Source organism: Puia sp. P3 (genome assembly GCF_050632245.1).
Taxonomy (GTDB): Bacteria; Bacteroidota; Bacteroidia; order Chitinophagales; family Chitinophagaceae; genus Puia.
The window spans coordinates 6,166,848-6,183,268 of the sequence record NZ_CP192583.1; the positions used below are offsets into that span (position 1 = coordinate 6,166,848).

26 protein-coding genes, 1 pseudogene and 1 riboswitch are annotated in these 16,421 nt (G+C 56.1%); of the genes and pseudogenes, 18 read left to right on the forward strand and 9 right to left on the reverse strand.

Annotated features, from left to right (window positions below):
* Positions 1-537 precede the first annotated feature (537 nt).
* Positions 538-654, forward strand: a riboswitch (SAM riboswitch).
* Between the two features lie 172 nt (positions 655-826).
* The 3 genes from ACQ86N_RS38840 to ACQ86N_RS38850 are packed head-to-tail and all read left to right on the forward strand — an operon-like array spanning position 827 to position 3,240.
* Positions 827-2,056: a trans-sulfuration enzyme family protein gene (locus ACQ86N_RS38840; protein WP_431211711.1), complete on the forward strand. Its 1,230-nt coding sequence runs from the start codon at positions 827-829 to the stop codon at positions 2,054-2,056.
* A 19-nt stretch (positions 2,057-2,075) separates the two neighbouring features.
* Entirely contained in the window at positions 2,076-3,077 is a 1,002-nt protein-coding gene (locus tag ACQ86N_RS38845; RefSeq protein WP_431211712.1) for a homoserine dehydrogenase, read from the forward strand.
* Positions 3,061-3,240 carry a hypothetical protein gene (locus ACQ86N_RS38850; RefSeq protein ID WP_431211713.1) on the forward strand — a complete coding sequence of 60 codons (180 nt, stop codon included), beginning with the start codon at positions 3,061-3,063 and terminating at the stop codon, positions 3,238-3,240. The genes ACQ86N_RS38845 and ACQ86N_RS38850 overlap by 17 nt, the downstream gene beginning before the upstream one ends.
* Before the next feature lie 113 nt (positions 3,241-3,353).
* Here ACQ86N_RS38850 and ACQ86N_RS38855 read toward each other — a convergent pair whose 3' ends face one another.
* From ACQ86N_RS38855 to ACQ86N_RS38870, 4 genes and pseudogenes are all read right to left on the reverse strand, one after another.
* Positions 3,354-5,144 (reverse strand): ABC transporter ATP-binding protein, encoded by a 1,791-nt coding sequence (locus tag ACQ86N_RS38855; protein WP_431211714.1) that lies wholly within the window; start codon positions 5,142-5,144, stop codon positions 3,354-3,356.
* 49 nt (positions 5,145-5,193) lie between these two features.
* Positions 5,194-6,081: a hypothetical protein gene (locus ACQ86N_RS38860; protein WP_431211715.1), complete on the reverse strand. Its 888-nt coding sequence runs from the start codon at positions 6,079-6,081 to the stop codon at positions 5,194-5,196.
* On the reverse strand, positions 6,057-6,290 hold the full coding sequence (locus ACQ86N_RS38865; protein WP_431211716.1) for a hypothetical protein: 234 nt from the start codon (positions 6,288-6,290) through the stop codon (positions 6,057-6,059). The genes ACQ86N_RS38860 and ACQ86N_RS38865 overlap by 25 nt, the downstream gene beginning before the upstream one ends.
* A 245-nt stretch (positions 6,291-6,535) precedes the next feature.
* Positions 6,536-7,665, reverse strand: a pseudogene (locus ACQ86N_RS38870) (sensor histidine kinase).
* Positions 7,666-7,753: 88 nt separating this feature from the next.
* Here ACQ86N_RS38870 and ACQ86N_RS38875 point away from each other — a divergent pair.
* From ACQ86N_RS38875 to ACQ86N_RS38895, 5 genes are read left to right on the forward strand one after another with little or no spacing between them, the layout of a single operon-like run.
* The gene (locus ACQ86N_RS38875; protein WP_431211717.1) at positions 7,754-8,095 is read left to right on the forward strand and encodes a PadR family transcriptional regulator; all 342 of its coding nucleotides are present in this window, start codon (positions 7,754-7,756) and stop codon (positions 8,093-8,095) included.
* On the forward strand, positions 8,095-8,295 hold the full coding sequence (locus ACQ86N_RS38880) for a hypothetical protein (RefSeq protein ID WP_431211718.1): 201 nt from the start codon (positions 8,095-8,097) through the stop codon (positions 8,293-8,295). The genes ACQ86N_RS38875 and ACQ86N_RS38880 overlap by 1 nt, the downstream gene beginning before the upstream one ends.
* Positions 8,217-8,609, forward strand: coding sequence for a hypothetical protein (locus ACQ86N_RS38885; protein WP_431211719.1), 393 nt, complete (start codon positions 8,217-8,219; stop codon positions 8,607-8,609). The genes ACQ86N_RS38880 and ACQ86N_RS38885 overlap by 79 nt, the downstream gene beginning before the upstream one ends.
* The gene (locus ACQ86N_RS38890; RefSeq protein ID WP_431211720.1) at positions 8,606-9,178 is read left to right on the forward strand and encodes a GlxA family transcriptional regulator; all 573 of its coding nucleotides are present in this window, start codon (positions 8,606-8,608) and stop codon (positions 9,176-9,178) included. The genes ACQ86N_RS38885 and ACQ86N_RS38890 overlap by 4 nt, the downstream gene beginning before the upstream one ends.
* Positions 9,165-9,581: a GlxA family transcriptional regulator gene (locus tag ACQ86N_RS38895; RefSeq protein WP_431211721.1), complete on the forward strand. Its 417-nt coding sequence runs from the start codon at positions 9,165-9,167 to the stop codon at positions 9,579-9,581. Before ACQ86N_RS38890 ends, ACQ86N_RS38895 begins: the two co-directional genes overlap by 14 nt.
* A 4-nt stretch (positions 9,582-9,585) precedes the next feature.
* Here the strand turns inward: ACQ86N_RS38895 and ACQ86N_RS38900 are convergent, their stop codons facing one another.
* The gene (locus tag ACQ86N_RS38900; protein ID WP_431211722.1) at positions 9,586-9,942 is read right to left on the reverse strand and encodes a hypothetical protein; all 357 of its coding nucleotides are present in this window, start codon (positions 9,940-9,942) and stop codon (positions 9,586-9,588) included.
* Between ACQ86N_RS38900 and ACQ86N_RS38905 the strand changes: the two genes are divergently transcribed.
* Positions 9,926-10,393 carry a hypothetical protein gene (locus tag ACQ86N_RS38905; RefSeq protein ID WP_431211723.1) on the forward strand — a complete coding sequence of 156 codons (468 nt, stop codon included), beginning with the start codon at positions 9,926-9,928 and terminating at the stop codon, positions 10,391-10,393. The two genes, ACQ86N_RS38900 and ACQ86N_RS38905, sit on opposite strands and share 17 nt — an antisense overlap.
* 130 nt (positions 10,394-10,523) lie before the next feature.
* On the opposite strand, the gene ACQ86N_RS38910 is transcribed toward ACQ86N_RS38905, so the two are convergent.
* Entirely contained in the window at positions 10,524-10,763 is a 240-nt protein-coding gene (locus ACQ86N_RS38910; protein ID WP_431211724.1) for an RDD family protein, read from the reverse strand.
* Positions 10,754-11,032: a hypothetical protein gene (locus tag ACQ86N_RS38915; protein ID WP_431211725.1), complete on the reverse strand. Its 279-nt coding sequence runs from the start codon at positions 11,030-11,032 to the stop codon at positions 10,754-10,756. Before ACQ86N_RS38915 ends, ACQ86N_RS38910 begins: the two co-directional genes overlap by 10 nt.
* Before the next feature lie 94 nt (positions 11,033-11,126).
* On the opposite strand from ACQ86N_RS38915, the gene ACQ86N_RS38920 reads away from it, so the two are divergent.
* From ACQ86N_RS38920 to ACQ86N_RS38940, 5 genes are all read left to right on the forward strand, one after another.
* A complete protein-coding gene (locus ACQ86N_RS38920) occupies positions 11,127-11,408 on the forward strand; it encodes a DUF427 domain-containing protein (RefSeq protein ID WP_431211726.1) in 282 nt (93 codons plus the stop codon).
* 4 nt (positions 11,409-11,412) lie between these two features.
* Positions 11,413-11,721 carry a DUF6597 domain-containing transcriptional factor gene (locus ACQ86N_RS38925; RefSeq protein WP_431211727.1) on the forward strand — a complete coding sequence of 103 codons (309 nt, stop codon included), beginning with the start codon at positions 11,413-11,415 and terminating at the stop codon, positions 11,719-11,721.
* Positions 11,718-12,227, forward strand: a complete 510-nt coding sequence (locus tag ACQ86N_RS38930) for a helix-turn-helix domain-containing protein (RefSeq protein ID WP_431211728.1) — start codon at positions 11,718-11,720, stop codon at positions 12,225-12,227. Before ACQ86N_RS38925 ends, ACQ86N_RS38930 begins: the two co-directional genes overlap by 4 nt.
* A gap of 98 nt (positions 12,228-12,325) precedes the next feature.
* Entirely contained in the window at positions 12,326-13,087 is a 762-nt protein-coding gene (locus ACQ86N_RS38935) for an isocitrate lyase/PEP mutase family protein (protein WP_431211729.1), read from the forward strand.
* Positions 13,084-13,464, forward strand: coding sequence for a YybH family protein (locus tag ACQ86N_RS38940; RefSeq protein WP_431211730.1), 381 nt, complete (start codon positions 13,084-13,086; stop codon positions 13,462-13,464). Before ACQ86N_RS38935 ends, ACQ86N_RS38940 begins: the two co-directional genes overlap by 4 nt.
* A gap of 40 nt (positions 13,465-13,504) precedes the next feature.
* Here the strand turns inward: ACQ86N_RS38940 and ACQ86N_RS38945 are convergent, their stop codons facing one another.
* Positions 13,505-14,410 (reverse strand): hypothetical protein, encoded by a 906-nt coding sequence (locus tag ACQ86N_RS38945; RefSeq protein WP_431211731.1) that lies wholly within the window; start codon positions 14,408-14,410, stop codon positions 13,505-13,507.
* Complete coding sequence (locus tag ACQ86N_RS38950; RefSeq protein ID WP_431211732.1) at positions 14,410-14,967, reverse strand: hypothetical protein; 558 nt, start codon at positions 14,965-14,967, stop codon at positions 14,410-14,412. Before ACQ86N_RS38950 ends, ACQ86N_RS38945 begins: the two co-directional genes overlap by 1 nt.
* Positions 14,968-15,046: 79 nt before the next feature.
* Here ACQ86N_RS38950 and ACQ86N_RS38955 point away from each other — a divergent pair, with 79 nt between their 5' ends.
* Genes ACQ86N_RS38955 through ACQ86N_RS38970 form a run of 4 tightly spaced genes read left to right on the forward strand, consistent with a single transcriptional unit; the run spans position 15,047 to position 16,331 of the window.
* Positions 15,047-15,346 (forward strand): ArsR/SmtB family transcription factor, encoded by a 300-nt coding sequence (locus tag ACQ86N_RS38955; RefSeq protein WP_431211733.1) that lies wholly within the window; start codon positions 15,047-15,049, stop codon positions 15,344-15,346.
* A gap of 12 nt (positions 15,347-15,358) precedes the next feature.
* Positions 15,359-15,538, forward strand: coding sequence for a hypothetical protein (locus ACQ86N_RS38960; protein WP_431211734.1), 180 nt, complete (start codon positions 15,359-15,361; stop codon positions 15,536-15,538).
* Positions 15,492-16,115, forward strand: coding sequence for an SRPBCC domain-containing protein (locus ACQ86N_RS38965; protein WP_431211735.1), 624 nt, complete (start codon positions 15,492-15,494; stop codon positions 16,113-16,115). The genes ACQ86N_RS38960 and ACQ86N_RS38965 overlap by 47 nt, the downstream gene beginning before the upstream one ends.
* Before the next feature lie 51 nt (positions 16,116-16,166).
* Entirely contained in the window at positions 16,167-16,331 is a 165-nt protein-coding gene (locus tag ACQ86N_RS38970) for a hypothetical protein (RefSeq protein ID WP_431211736.1), read from the forward strand.
* The last annotated feature ends 90 nt before the right edge of the window (positions 16,332-16,421 follow it).

Genomic DNA, 16,421 nt, shown 5'->3' on the forward strand with positions numbered 1-16,421 from the left:
CTGCGACGCTGGAGACAGCCTGTCAGCCACTTGGTTACCGTTTTCATGTTTGTGCTATTTTAAGCGTAGAGATGGAGCATCGTGTACGGGATGGTGGACAAGAACCGTTCCAAAAATCTTTTGCGTGGCCGGCGGCGTTGGCGGGTTCCGTTATTGACCGGTTAAAAACTGCGTTGTCTAAGTGCAGAAATACGTCAGCCGTATCCGGGGTGTGTGAATGGGGGCGCCGAGTTCGTGGCGAGATGGTGGACAGGAGCCGGCGCCAATAACGGTAATGGGCACCCGCACTAATCGACGACAAATGTTCTGCTGAAACGTTGGAATTCGTAGCAAGTGGACTGCGGCGGCGGGGTCAGTTGTTGGCGCGGGTGGTCGGCTGAGGCCCTGGAGATTGGTTATCTGATTGTTATGAGGGTTTTTCAGGGGAATGAGGAGGGTTTTTCGGGACGGATTGCCGGGTGGGATGGACAAAAATCCGGGGGTGGATTTGGAAATATGGAAGAATGCGTCCTATATTTGCGGCAGTTCTTACAACATCTCTTATCAAGAAAGGCTGAGGGAAATGGCCCGAAGAAGCCTTGACAACCTGCACCCACCCAATGGTGGCTGTAAGGTGCCAACTCCATCCCGATGGACTATCGGGACAGATAAGTCAGACTCCAGCTGAACAATATCGTATAACTATATTCAAAGCTCTTCTGACGAATCAGAAGAGTTTTTTTTTGCCTGCCGGGGAGAGTCGACGCCTCCGGTAAGCGGACTCCTCTGATGGCCTTGGTAAGTGGTGTCGCTGAACAGATTTTTAAACATTTAAAATTTGTTTCTCATGCAAGCGACAACACAACTCATTCACAGCATTCCTGTCGACCCTTTAACCGGCGCGGTTTCCGTACCTATTTATCAGACCTCCACGTTTGTGCAGGACGCGCCTGGTGTCAATAAGGGTTATGACTATGCCCGCACGGGCAATCCCACCCGCGCCACATTGGAAAATCTGGTTGCCCAGTTAGAGGGCGGCAGTGTCGCGGCGGCATTTGCCAGCGGACTGGCGGCCATCGACGCGGTGCTCAAGCTGCTGCAGTCCGGGGACGAGATCATTGCGGTAGACGATATCTACGGCGGCGCTTTCCGGCTCTTTGAACAGGTGTACAAGAAGTTCGGTATCACCGTGAACTATGTGGATACGACGGATCCCGCTGTCGTCTTTAATGCGCTGACGCCGAAGACGAAGCTGATCTGGATCGAGACGCCGACGAATCCGACGCTGAAGATCACGGATATCCGGGCTATTTCGAAGATCGCGAAGGCGCATCAATGCTGGCTGGCGGTCGACAATACGTTCGCCTCCCCTGCCCTGCAGCAGCCGCTGCTGCTCGGCGCAGATATCGTCGTTCATTCGGGTACAAAATACCTTGGCGGACATAGCGACCTGATCGCGGGTTTGGTGGTAACGGCCGACCCCGGGCTGGGGCAGAAGGTGAAATTCCTGCAGAATGCGAGCGGCGCGATCCTCGGGCCGTTCGACAGCTGGCTGCTTATCAGGGGTATCGAGACGCTGCATTTGCGCGTTCGTCAGCATAGCGCGAGTGCCAGGGCTGTTGCGGCATTTTTGGAGCAGCACCCGGCGGTGAACAAAGTTTATTATCCGGGGCTGGCTACGCATCCGGGGCATTCGATCGCCGCGTCCCAGTCGAAGGGGTTCGGGGGTATTGTGTCGTTCTCGCTGAAGCTGGATACGATAGAGGCGGCGAATGATTTTGTCACTTCGACTTCGTTGTTCAAGCTGGCCGAGAGTCTGGGTGGGATCAAGAGTCTTGTGTCGCATCCGGCGCAAATGACGCATAAGACGATCCCCGCGGAGCGGCGGAAGACGGCGGGGATCACGGATAGTCTGATCAGGCTGTCCGTAGGATTGGAGGATGCGGAGGATCTGATCGAGGACCTGCGGGCCACGCTGGACAAGCTGGAGGCGAAGCGGAGTCTGGGTTTGCTGGGTCCGGGGTTGAATGGGAAGGTGGGTGAACCAACGCGGCCGGCGGCTGTTATAGAGAAATAAAAACAATATATAATAAACAATGGAAACACATAAGCAGCTTACCATCGGGCTCTTTGGGTTTGGGGTAGTGGGGGAAGGTCTTTACAAGATATTGAAGCAGAAGCCTTCTTTCAATGCCACGATCAAGAAAGTATGTATCAAGAATCCCGGCAAACGGCGGGAGGCTCCGGAAGAGCTGTTCACGACGGACAGGGATGCCATCCTGAACGACCCCTCCATCAATGTGGTGGTAGAGGTGATCAACGAGTCCGGGCCGGCATACGAGATCGTGAGCACGGCGCTGAAGAATGGCAAGTCCGTGGTCAGCGCAAGCAAGAAAATGATCGCCGAACACCTGCCCGAGCTGCTCGAGCTGCAGCAGCGTACGGGAGAATCCTTTCTCTACGAGTCCGCTGCGTGTGCTTCCATTCCTGTTATTCGCAACCTGGAAGAATACTATGACAACGACCTGCTGCATTCCATTAAGGCGATCGTCAACGGCAGCACCAATTTTATTCTGACGAAGATGTTCGAAGAGAAGCTGGGCTTCCGGGAGGCGCTGGACCTAGCCCAGAAGCTGGGTTTTGCGGAAAGCGATCCCAAGCTGGACGTCGAAGGATTTGACGCCGTGAATAAGTGGAGTTTTCTGTTGACGCACGCGTATGGCATCGTCGAGAAGACGGAGAACCTGGTGTTTAGCGGAATACAGTTCGTACAGGGCAGGGATGCGGATGTCGCCAGGGAGAAGCATTTCGATATCAAGCTGGTGGCGCAGGCGAAGAAGCTGGAGAGTGGAAAGGTGGCGGCCTTTGTTCTACCGCAGTTCATCAAACAAGACGACCATCTGGCGTTTGTGAAGAACGAATACAATGGGGTGGTGATCGAGAGCGGTTTTGCGGACAAGCAATTCTTTTATGGCAAGGGGGCGGGGTCTTTCCCTACCGCGTCGGCGGTGTTGAGTGATCTTTCTGCTCTCCGCTACCAATATAAATACGAATACAAGAAACTCTATCACCACACTCCGCATGAGCTCGACGGATGATTTTTTTGTTAGGGCCTATTTGAGCTTCGATGCGTGGAAGTATATTCCGAGGGAGCGGTTCGAGTGGATCGAAGAATGGCACGCCGACTCCGACCGGAAGTATCTGGTAGGTGTGATCCATTTCCGCGAGATAAAGGAGGGCGAGCTGGTGGAAGGAGAATAATGTCTCGCTAGTGCTGCTGCCTGAGCCGATACTTGAGGAAGCAGAGGTTCAGAAACAGAAAAGAAAAAGTCTGGAATTGGCGGAGCTTCTCCTAGCGGCCGTGCCGGCCGAGGTTAGGCGTCCATGCGGCTTTCTTCTTTCTGGTGTCGCCACATTTCCTGGAAAGCGGGGCTGTTTTCGCGTAGCCGGTCGAAGCTGCCTTCGTCGATGATACGGCCCTGGTGGAGGATGTAGACGTAGTCGAAGCGGGAGAGCAGGTGGAGGCGGTGGATCGAGGAGATGACGGCTTTGTTGGAGAAAGTCCTGAAGAGGCCCTCGTAGATGAGGGCTTCTGTGCGTGGGTCTACGCTGCTGGTGGGTTCGTCGAGCAGGACGAGGTCGCTGTCGCGGGCGGCGAGGATGCCGCGGGCGAGGGCGAGTCGCTGTTTCTGACCGCCGGAGAGGTTGACTCCTTTTTCTCTGATATCCGATTCGAGGCCCTGCGGGAGTTGGCGGATGACCTCGGTGAAGTGGGCGCTCTCGCAGACCTGCATGATCTCTTCTTCCGAAAAGGGAAGTCCCAGTGTTATATTATAGGCGAGGGTGTTCTCGAAGATCTCGGGTTCCTGGGGGAAGAGGGTAACGGTTTCGTTTAGTTGGTCGAGGGTGGCGGCGTCGCCGGCGGGGTTGGGGTGGCTGCCGGGGTTGGGGCTGCCGGGGTTGGGGCTGCCGTCGATGGCGAGCTGCCAGCCGGGTTCGGGGATGTAGAGTCCGCGCAGGAGGGACAGCAGGGTACTTTTTCCGCTGCCGCTCTCTCCGATGAGGGCTATTTTTTTGCCACGTTGGATGGATAGTTTGAGATCGTGGAGGCTCTGGGCGCGGCGGGTGGTGTCGTAGGATTCGTGGTAGGAGAAGTTGAGCCCGCTGATATCGATGGTCTTCCAGTTCTCGGGGAGGGCGTCGGCGCGGTCGGCGCGGTGCTGCTGCGCGTAGGACTCGCTGATGACCGCTGCGGTCTGGACGTTGGTGTTGTATTGGACGATCTCGGTATACTGCCAGGCGACGTCCTGGAAGACGCTGGTGAACTGGTTGATATATGCCACGAGGGCGACGAGGCTGCCGAGCGAGAATTCCTTTCCGGGGACCCAGTTCTGGAAGATATAGCCCAGGACTACGGTCACGTAGATACAGACGATCAGCATTTCCGCGCAGAACCATTTCCATTCATTTATCACGGCGCTTTTTCGAAAGGGGTTGTAGATCTGGCGGACCTTGTTGAGGAGGCCGGTCTCCATGCTTTTTTCGAGGCGGAGGGTAATGACAGTCATGATATTCGAGAGGCTGTCGAAGAGGGTGGCGGAGACGGTGTGTTCTTTTTCGTTGACTTCGTCGAGGGCGCGGATGAAGGGTTTGTCGAAGGTGCGGATGATAAAGATGGTAAAGATGCCCATGGCGACGGCGATGCTGCCGAAGAGCGGCGAAAAGATGAGGATGGCGACGACGGAGACGACGAATTTTCCCAGTGCATATACATACATGAAGCCGTGGTCGAAGAATTCCCGGAGGGATTCGTAGGCCTTGCGGACGCGGTTGATGGTGGCTCCGCTGTGGTTCTCCTGCTGCCATTTTACGGGCAGGTGGAGGACCTGGTGAAATTTTTCCTGCAGAAAATTGCGGCTGAGGTCGAAGGCGAGGGAGCGTTCCATGATGCGGGCGGGGCCGTGAAAACACCACTGGATCAGTTTGATTGCAGCATAGCCGGCCGCGTATAGCAGCAGGTTGTGCGGGATTTGTGATGGGTTATGTTGGATGGTGCCCACGAACCAGCCGAAGAGCAGGGGGTGAGGGAGATCGTCAGGTGGGCGGCGACGAACATGCAGTAGACCAGGACGTATTTCTTCCTTTCCTTCCGGGCATAGCGCCATGCGGTGCGAAGCAGTGAAACATAAGGATTTGCCATCGCCGTAAAATTACCTAAAAGGTCTCGTTCAGATTGAGGAAAAATCCTTTGCGGCCGAAGCGGCCGTATGCGTAGTCGAGTGCCAGATTGGTCCGGGTGCGCTTGTTGAACAGAACGCGCAGGCCCGCGCCGTAGCCGGGTTGAAAAACCTGAAAGACCTTTGTGCCGTGTTCGTCGTTGCCTGTCTGGAGGTTCCCAAATGCGACGCCGCTGAGGAATTTGTTGGCAAGAATGGGGAAACGGAGTTCGAGTTCGGTGTCGTTGAACTGGGTGCCCTTGAAGTACTGAGAGGTATATCCTCTGCCGCTTCTGTATGTTCCGTCCCGGCCGGTACCCGGCAGTTCGAGGTAGGGGATATCGCCGCTGACCAGATAGGAGCCCCAGTTCCAGAACGCGAGGACCATCTCGGGATTGGAGGGCGAGAGGCTGAAGTATTTTCGGAAGTCGGTGGTGACCTGTACCGAATTTTTTGTGCTTCCGATCCATTTCTGGTTGATGCGGACGCCGGCGTCGAAGAAGATGCCCTTGTAGGCGCGGTTGGGGTTGTCGCGGGTGATGTATTCCACATTGAAGAGAAAGCCGTTGGCCGAATAGCGGTCTTTGGGGAAGCCGTGTCGGTTGTCGTATACGCTGGAGGGGGTGGCGTTGTTGGTGGTATCGCCGAGGTTGATCTTTCTTCGGATCTCGAAGGACAGGCCGGCGCCGACGAACAGGTTTTTAGCGACGTTCTTGTATACTTTTTCGCGGGCGTTGTAGTAATAGGAGCGGATCAGGTAGCCTTTGTGGTTAGGGTCGCCGAGGATAGAGTCTTCTCTGGTGCCGCCGCTGAGGGCTTTGCCGATGCCGTAGCCGAAGTCGGGTGTGACGGTTTTAGCGACTACCGGTTGCCCTGGAAGTTCCATTTGTTGCCCGGGGTGAAGATGTTGTGGTTGATATAGAAGTAGATGATGCCTTTGGTGGTGATGCTGGCCGAGGTGGCGCCGACGGAGAAGAGGGTGTTGGAGTCGGTGCCCAGTCTACGCCCCGCGACGGCCTTGATGCCGAGCTGGCCGCCGATGGTGGGGTTGGCGGCGATATTGGGGACTACGGTGATGCCTGAGCGGTTGTGCATGGGGTTGGGTGGCCGGTGGGGATGGAGGATTGTCCGGGTCAGGTCGGAGAAGTCGAACTGTTTGGAGAGGTCTTCGGCGGGGCGGGGGGCTTTTTTTTGCCGGCGTTCAAAGAATCGGTTTTGAGGGAGTCAGTCGGGTGCCCGACCCGGCCGTAGGCGGCGGCATGGATAATCACGGCTAATAGTATCAAAGGCCATTTGGTGCTCATGAGTTGTAGACAATGCAAACCGCGGGCCTAAATGTTTCACTGGGGAAATACCGGGAGTGTAAAATAAAAGGAGGAGCCTTTTTGTTCGTTCCTTTCGGCCCGGATGGAGCCTTTGTGACCGCGGATGATGTCGGCGGCGATGAAGAGGCCGATGCCGAAGCCGCTGTATTTATCTGCTACGGCCTCTTCGCGGAAATATTTTTCGAAGAGGTGGGGGCGTTCTCGCTGGAAATGCCGATGCCTTCGTCGCGGACGCAGACGGTGAGGCCGCTGCTGTCCGAACTGCAGCCGACATCGATGCGGGTGCCGGGGTCGGAATACTTCGCGGCGTTGCCGACGAGGTTGGTGAGTACCTGTTCGATGCGGAGTCCGTCCATTCTGATCACTGTGGCCGTGGGGCAGGGCGTCCAGGACAGGTGGTGTGAGGGCACGAGCAGTCCGAGGGTGGGGATCAGGTCGGTCATGTAGTCGTTCCATTCCTTGTCCTGCATGTCGTAGTCCTGGCGGCCGAGTTCGATGCGGGAAATGTCGAGGAGCTGCTCGATGAGCAGGTGAAGGCGGTGAGCCTGTATGTCGATCTTTTCGAGGTATTGCCCAATTATGCCTTGCGGCTCATTTGTGCCGAGGGCGAGTCTGGTGAAGGCCATGATCGAAGTAAGTGGGGTCTTGAGCTCGTGGCTTGCGACGGAAAGAAACTCGCTTTTCTTTTGGTCGAGCAGGAGGCCGGCCTTCCGTTCGTCTTCTGTTGCGAGGTCGCGAAAGAGCCGTACGGCTTCGGCGATACGGGTGCCGGTGACCCGGACTGAGCGGGGGATCTCCACGCTCATGTGGATGGCCGTTGTGTCTTTTCCTTTTTCGATATGGAGCTGGGGTACGAGGAGGCGGTTGTGGTTAAGTTGTTCTTCGCTGAGGCGGAGGTCGATGCCGGCGGGGCAGTGGACGGAGCCGGTCAGAACGAATCCCTTGTGTGCTTTTTCCACGGCAATGGTCAGCCACCCGAGGTCCGTTTTGCCGACTACGGCCCGGCTGATGTCGGCGACGGCGGTAGTGATGACGGACTGGGAGGAAAGGGTAAGGTAAAACAGCTGAGCCACAGTGCTCATGCGCTTGTGCGCTGCTGCAACTCCCATTTCATTCTCCAGCATTACGCGGGTGATTTCTGTCATGGTAAAAAGGCAGGAGCAATAATCATTCCACCAGATTTCGTACTTTCAGGACAAAATCGGCAATTTGCAATTATAAAAGTGATCGACTATGATGTACTCCACAGAACTATTAAAAGGGACGCTGAAGACCATTATACTGAAGTTGTTGGCCGACAACAAGAAGATGTACGGATATGAGATCACGCAGCGGGTGAAGGAACTGACGACGGACCGGATACAGATCACCGAGGGGGCGCTGTATCCTACGCTGCATGCGCTGGAGGCCGACGGGTTTGTGACGACGGAGACGGAATTTATCGGGAAGCGGATCCGGAAATACTATAGCCTGAGCCCGACCGGAAAGGCGAAGGCGAAGGAAAAGGTGAAAGAGCTGGCGAGCTTTATCGAGACGATGGTATCATTATTGGATATTAAACCGAAACTGGCCTGATGTATTCGATCACCGAACAGCAGGTGGATTTTATTCTTCGCGATCTCGAGGCCGGCGGGATCGAGACGGAGGCTCTTCGTTACGATCTGCTCGACCATATTTGTGTCATCATCGAGGGGGGTTGGAAGCCGACGGGGATTTCGAAGCATTCTACCGGAGGGCCGTCAGGGGTTTTTACCGGCAGGAGCTCTGCGAGATAGAAAAGGAGACGGCGCTGCTGTTGTCGCTGAAGCGCCGGCTGGTGCTGAGCCGGGGTATGTTCTTTTTGCTGTTGTTTTTGTTGATCGGGGGGCCGTTTGTTGCCTGGCCGCTGGCTGGAATGATCGGTGCGGGGCCTGCCGCGGGATGGAATATTCCTTATCATGTCTGGGCGCCTTCGCTGGTGTTCTCGCTATTTCCCGTGCTGGTGCTGCTGGTCCTTTATCTGACGCCGGACCGGCTGGACCCGGTGATACCGTGGAAGTCAAAAATTATTCTTGGGTTTCGTCCATTTATACAGATAGTAGCCATATGAAACATGTATCTATTCTGGTGCCGGATGGCGAGTGCAGTATCACGACTATCGAGGGTACCTATCAAATACTTTTGCGGGTGAATGACTGGCTGGAAGAGGCCGGGCGTCCTCCCCTATTCAATGTGCAGCTGGTGGGGCTTCACCGCGAGACGCGGACGAAGGGCGGGTTGTTTTGTATCAACCCCGATGTGGTGGTACAGGAGGTGCACCGTACCGATCTGATCCTGATCCCTAGTGTTCATGGGGACAAGGCGAAGATCCTGGCGGAGAATGCGCCGATGCTGGAGTGGATCGCCGCGCAGTACCGGGGTGGCGCAGCTGTAGCGTCGATGTGTATCGGGGCGTTCGTACTGGCGGGTACGGGATTGCTGGACGGGAAAACTTGTACGCTGCACTGGGAATTCACGGGTGAGTTTCAGCGGATGTTCCCGACTGTTAGGTTGGTAGAGGACAAGATCATCACCGACGAGAACAATATCTATACCAGCGGGGGCCTATTCGTGGCTGAACCTTATCCTCTATCTGGTGGAAAAATATGCGGGGCGGGAGATCGCTGTGCTGTGCTCTAAAGGTTTTCAGATCGACTATCAGCGGGACAGTCAGTCGCCTTTTATTATTTTCAGCGGGCAGAAGGAGCATGAGGATGTGGCTATCCGGACGGCGCAGGATTTTATCGAGCAAAATGTGCATTCCAGGATCACGGTGGACGAATTGGCGTCGATGCTGGCGCTGGGGAGGCGGAATCTGGAGCGCCGGTTCAAGAAGGCGACGGGTAATTCGATCATGGAATATATACAGCGGGTCAAGATGGAGGCCGTGAAGAAGAGTCTCGAGACGTCGAGGCTTGGCGTGAATGAGGCGATGGATCGGGTAGGATATTCCGACCCGAAGGCGTTTAGGGTGATATTTAAGAAAGTGACGGGGCTCTCGCCCCTGCAATACAGGAACCGGTATAACCGGGAGTTTGTCTAGTGTTTTATGAGACGGCCATGGGACTGGGGAAGCTGCGGGTGAGGGTATAGCCGTAGGCCATTACGAAGGCGGCGCCGCTGAAACCGAGCGCCTGGAACACGCTGGTGAGTTCGTTGCCGTTGTCGGTGGCGGGTGCGACGGCGGCGCGGGGGATGTGCAGCAGGATGAGCCATAGGAAGATCATCACTCCCAATAAGATGCCTACCTGCTTCAGCCTGAAGCGGAACATGATGGCCAGTCCGGCGCCGATGAGCGCTATTCCAGCAAAATATGTCCAGAAGATGTGTCCCGGGATCCAGGAGGGGACGAGGGTTGCGACGAAGTCGGTGTAGAGGAAATGGTCTATGCCGAAGACGATCATTGTGATAGAAAAGAAGAACTGGCCGAGGGGGATAAGGAGTTCGAGGACCCGGACCGTCGCGGGTTTTTTACGGATGGCGAGGGGGTTGTCGGGGAAGGAGCCTGCGATGGCGAAGGCGCAGCCGGCGAAGGCCAGGTCTTTTAGTGCGTTGGTCCAGACGCCGATGTGGGCGCTGTTGGGGTCGACGATCGAGCTGGTAGGGGGTGTGGCCGAACAGCAGCAGGAGCAGGAAAAGGCCGCCGAGCAGGAGCATGGCGGAGCGGGCCTGGCGTTCGAGGAGGAGGGCGATGGCGCAGCCGGCGATCGTGAGATTGAAGAGCCAGACGAGGATGATCGTGCCGTGGAAGTGGCCCCGAGGAGGGGACGAATACGGGGCGGAATTCCGAATAGTAGAATTGCTGGCCGGCGAGACCGAGGAGGCAGATGGCGAAGAACCAGCGTCCGGCTTTAACGAGGAAGGGCATGTGGTCGATTTTGGTGTGGGGTTAAAGCTCGTCAACTAATCCCGAACAAGTGTTGCCGGGATGGGACAAGTTGGTACAAGTTGGTACACAGGGGATTCAGTCGCTGAATCGGGGGTGTTAGGCTTCGGGCAGGCTGGAGACGCGTTCGTCGACGACGATGGTGCGGGTCCAGCGGTCGTGCCGGGGGTAGGCGGCGCTGCCGAGAGCGGAGAAGACCTCGAAGGGGACGGCGCGGGTGAGGCCCCGGAGGATGGCGGTTTTAAAACTGATGCGGGTGCCGTCCCCGTTGACGGTGCGGGTGCCGGTCAGGAGGTGGCCGAGGGATTTGCCGCGGGTGAGGCCTTCGATCAGCCCCATGAAGAGGCCCTGCGCCAGCCGTGGACGGCGCTGCCGAGAATGGAGCCGAAACCGATGAGGCCTACGGCGTAGTAGTTGATGAAGGTGTTGGCGTCGTCCGCGTCGACAATCAGGAAAAAGAGGGCGGAGAGGAAGATGATGATCAGGAAGGCGAGCCTGTCTATCACGTAGTTGGCGAAGCGCTTTGCGCTGCCGGCCTGTTCGAGGGTATAGGGGGTGTCGGAAAGAAGGTCTTTCGGGTGGCCGGCCAGGCTCAGAGAATTTTTCATAGCGATACGGAAGATTTTAGCCTGAGTAAAGTAGGGATTTTTTTAGTCCGTGCAATGTGAGAAATACCATTGCATTAATTCCTATTTTTATAGTATGAAAGCAATTTGGAATAACGTAGTTATCGCGGAAAGTCCCGCGACGATCGTGGTGGAAAACAACCATTACTTCCCTGCGGAGTCTGTCAATGCGGAATATCTGCGGAGTTCGGCCAAAACGTCGGTCTGTCCGTGGAAGGGATTGGCCTCCTATCACAGCATCGAGGTCGGCGGAAAGGTGAATAAGGACGCTGCATGGTTCTATCCCGAGCCCAAGGACGCGGCGCAGAATATCAAGGGCTATATCGCCTTCTGGAGGGGTGTAGAGGTCGTGGACTAGCCTTATGAAGTACCAGGAGATCATACCGGGAGAACGGCTGAGGCCTTATGTCCGATGCTATTATTTCTTTGAATCGGAGTCCGATGTCGAGTTGGACGATACCGTATTCCCCGGCGGGCATATGGAGATCGTGTTCAATCTCGGCGAAGGCATCTGGCGGTCGGCTTCCCAGGATGGGTGGCAGACGGCGCCGTCCGTGGAGCTGTGGGGCAAGATCACGCAGCCGATGGGTATCAAGTCGGTTGGTATCAACCGGATGCTGGGGGTGAAGTTCTATGCGCATTCGGCGGCGTTCTTTTTAGTGAGGAGTTGAGTGCGTTTAATGACCAGATAGCGGATCTGCGGGATCTGCTGGGGAGGCCTGTGCGGGTGCTGCATGAACGGTTGAGAGAAGAGTCGGCGCTTGGGCGACGGGTGGAGTTGCTCGAGGGTTTTCTGGTGGCCAGGCTGGCGGAGAAAGAAAAACGCGCGGCCAATATCACGATGGTGGGGAGCATTATCCGGGAGATGCAGCAGAATCCCGACCCGAATTCGATCCGAAATATTGCGAACCGGTATAAGATCTCTACCCGATATCTTTCGCGGCTGTTCCTGCAGTATACCGGCGTTACGCCGAAATTATATGACAAGATCCATCGTTTTCAGCAGAGTCTCCGGCTTATAACGGAGAATAGGTATTCTCTCACTTCGATAGCCTATGACTGCGGCTATTTCGACCAGTCCCATTTTATCCGGGATTTCAAGCATTTTGCCGGTATTACCCCTTCTTCTTATGCGCCGGAAGCCTATCCGGTGGGGATGGCGTTGGTCAATGGGTGATCTGTGGCGCAGCCATTCGTGAATATTTCCTCCAGTTCCGTTTTGTACAATTTGGAGCGTTTCTGTCCTTCTATTTTTGGGTCAGAAACAAAAATACTATGTCTTCAAATTATCAAACGTTCAAGCAGCTGCACCATTCGGATGGGCTGTTGGTGCTGCCCAATGCGTGGGACGCGTATAGTGCGTCGCTTCTCGAGAAACATCCATTCCCTGCTGTTGCGACTTCGAGCGCGGCGGTCGCACAGGCCCTTGGCTATTCGGATGGGGAGAATATGCCTTTTGCCGACTATTTATTCGTGGTGGGGCGGATTGCCGACTCCATTCGGGTTCCGTTGTCGGTGGATATCGAGATGGGGTATGGTTCTTCGGCCGCGGCGATCGCGGAGAATATCCGCCGGCTGACCGATCTGGGGGTGGCGGGTATCAATATCGAGGATTCGATGTTTGTCGGGTCGCGGAGGGTGCTAAAGGATGCTTCTTCTTTCGCCCGGATGCTCGACGAGGTGAGGAGTCTGCTGTGGTCGAAGGAGTTGTTTATCAATGTCCGGTGCGACACGTATATTTTGAATGTCGATGGCCGGCGGGAAGAGACGAGGCGGCGACTGCCGCTATATGAGAGTGCAGGGGCGGATGGGATCTTTTTGCCTTGTATTGCGGAGGAGGAGGATATACTGGATGCGGTCGGGCATACGCGGTTGCCTGTCAACGTGATGTATATCCCGGGTTTAGCGGGTGTCGATGAGCTGCAGCGGCTGGGGGTCCGGCGGCTGAGTCTGGGGCCGGCGATCTTTAGCGAGGCTTACCGGCAGGTGGACGTTTTTACAAAACATTTATTTACCAATAAAAAAACAACAGCATGAATTTACCACAGCGTGCGGAAGACGCACACGCAGCGTTAGCGGCAGCATTTAATACCGGTGATCTTTCGACGGTGATGCGGATGTACGATAGTAGCGGCATTATCGTGCCGGAGCCGGGGAAGCCGGTGACGGGGCCGGGCAAATTCGAGGAAGCGGTGAAGGCCATTTTATCGGTCAAGGGGCAGATGGAGATCAAGACGGTGTATTGTCTGCAGACGGGGAATATTGCCGTGGGCCGGTCGGAGTGGAGTATTACCGACGGAGGTGAGGTGAAGGTGGCTGCGAAGGGCATCGAGGTGATGCGGCGGCAGGACGATGGGTCGTGGAAGATCGTGATCGATCACGCTTTTGGGGCGGAGACGGGGCTGGTCGCTTAGTTAAGGCTATTTGACTGTGGGGGTGGGCTTGTGCCCGCCCCTATTCTTTTTCTTTGGGGGCAATTTCTTTTGGGGCTATATCGCAGGCGTAGCCGAAGAGGCAGCGTTCTTTGATGATGGCGGCGACTTCGGCGGGGACGTGTTCTTCCCAGCCTTCGGATCCGTGTTTGATGAGCTGGAGGACTTTGTCGGTGTCGATCTGGAGGTTGGATTCCTTGTAGTGGCGGATGTCCTCGATCTTGTCGTTGGCGATGAGGTAGCGGTAGAGGTCGACTAGGTGGGCCGGTGGATTGAAGCGGAGGCAGTTATAGATGACGCCGTTGCGGAGTGTGGGGTAGATGAAGAGTTTGACCTTGCGGCTGAAGAGGGTGGCGAAGGATTCGAGGATGCCGCCGGGGAGGTCGGAATAGTGTTCTTCGGAGAAGATATATTCGAGGTTGGGGTAGCCGAGGACGACGCCCATTTTCAGTTTGGTAATCTTTGACAGAAATGCGACAAGTTTATAGTACTCGTGAAAATTAGAGATGAGAACGGTCTGGCCGAGGGCGCAGAGGATGTCGACGCGGTCGAGGAAGTCTTTTTCGTCTATTTCGGCGGACTGGGCGGCGTCTCTTTCCTTTAGTCCCTGCAGGGTGAGTTCGGTGAGTACGCGGACATTGTCCTGGTCGACGTCGGGCTCCTGCAGGAATTGTTTGAGGCCGCGGTTGAGCATGTCCATGTGGACGTTGATGACGGGTCGGAAGCGGCCGCGGATGACGACGATGTGTTTTTTATAGAGGACTTCGGAGGGCTGGAGGTTTTGGCCGTCGGGTCCGAAGAGGGCGGCGTTGGAGAAGCCGTATTTGACGAGGTGGAGGCTCATCAGGCGGTTGTCGACCTTTGTGAAGTCGGGGCCTTCGAAGCGGATCATGTCGATCTGGATGCCTTCCCTGGACAGGTTGTCCATCAGCGATAGCAGGAAGACGGGGGGTGGGTATGGTAGTAGAAGCAGGCGTAGATGAGGTTGACGCCGAGAATGCCGACGGCCTGTTGCTGGAGGACGTTCTCGTTGTCGAGGAGTTTGAAGTGGAGGACGACGTCGTTGAAGCCTCCGCCGGGTGTCAGTTGGAAGCGGACGCCCATCCAGCCGTGTCCTTCGTTGGTCTTGTGGTAGTTGAGGGCGGCGACGGTGTCGGAGAAGGCGAAGAAGGTGGTGGTATTGCCGCGTTTTTCCTTCAGTCGTTCGATGAGGAGGCCGTATTCGTGGTCGAGCATGGAGATGAGGCGGGATTCGCTGACGTAGCGGCGGCTTTCCTGGACGCCGTAGATGGCGTCGGAGAAGGTCATGTCGTAGGCGGACATCGTCTTGGCGATGGTACCGGAGGAGGCGCCTGCCTTGAAGAAATTCGCTGCTACGTCCTGTCCTGCGCCGACTTCGGCGAATGAGCCGTAGATCTGGGGGTCGAGGTTGATCGCCAGTGCTTTCTGCTTCGTTCCCAGGTCTTTATTGTGAATTACTTCCATGTTGGTGCAAAATTACGACTTTGATTTTGCCGGTTGGGTTCTTTACAATAAATTTACTTAACCAAATGGTTATATATTAATGAAAGCACGCAGAGACGTATTTCAAGCTATAGCGGATCCAACCCGGCGGGCTATTATCGGGTTGCTGGCGGGGCAGACACTGACGGCGAATGCGATATCGGAGAATTTCAAGATCAGTCAGCCGGCGGTGTCGAAGCAGCTGCGGATATTGACGGAGTGTGGGTTGGTGGTGGTGGTGAAGAGGGGGCGGGAGCGGCATTGTACGGCGAGGCTGGGGGCGTTGGAGGAGGTGACGAGGTGGGCGGAGCAGTACAGGCGTTTTTGGGATGGGCGGCTCGATATTTTAGAAAACCTTTAAATCAATGATCATATGGAAAAAAATGGGCAGATAATTGAACCGGGTGTGCTGCGATTTCAGCGGCTGTTGAATGGTTCGTTGGAGACGGTGTGGGCGTATCTCGTGGAGTCGGAGAAGCGGGGGAAGCTGGCTGGCGACGGGGGAGATGGAGTTGCGGGAGGGGGGAATGGTCCGGCTGGATTTTTTGCATAGGGACCTGAGTCCGGTGGCGGGGCCGCCGCCGGAGAAGTATAAAGAGATGGAGGCGGGGAAGGGGTTTACGGGGAGGGTGTTAAGGGTGGAGGCGCCGCGGTTGTTGTCTTTTACGTGGGAGGGGGATTCGGAGGTGACCTTTGAATTGGAGGGTCAGGGGGACAAGGTGTTGCTGACGCTGACGCATAGGAAGCTGGCGATGGATATCGGTACGCTGACGGGGGTTAGTGCGGGTTGGCATACGCATCTGGAGAACCTGATGGATCGGCTGAAGGGGGTGGCGCCGGCGAATTTCTGGAAGCGGTTTTGCCAGCTGGAGGAGCTGTATTCGGCTGTGTATGATCCGACCGGGTCAACGGGGATGCTGATCCGGAGGCCGGTGGCGGAGGTGTTTGGGGCGTTTGTGGATCCGGCGGTTACGACTAAATTTTGGTTTACGAAGAGTACGGGGAGGCTGGAAGCGGGTAAGGAGGTGGTGTGGACATGGGGAGATGTATGGGGTGAGTTCGGTTGTGCGGGTGAGGGAGCTGGTGACCGACTCGGTGATCGCGATCGACTGGGGTGCGGAGGGTGGTGAGCGGACGCAGGTGCGGTGGAATTTCACGCCGATGGGTGAGCGGGGGTGTTTGTGAGTATTGTCGTGGGTGGGTTTAGGGGCGACGAGGTTGCGGTGAGGAGGGGGATTGCGGATTCGGTGGGTGGGTTTTGCTTGGTGTTGGCGGGGTTGAAGGCGTGGCTGGAGTTTGGGGTGGAGCTGAATCTGGTGCGGGACCGGTTCCCCGAGGGAAAGTGATAATTGTCGTATCTTCCTTGTCTTAATTTTTTTATATGCGGATGAGCCCTGCCGTTGTTTTGATGACTTTCTTTTGTTTGTATCGGGCGC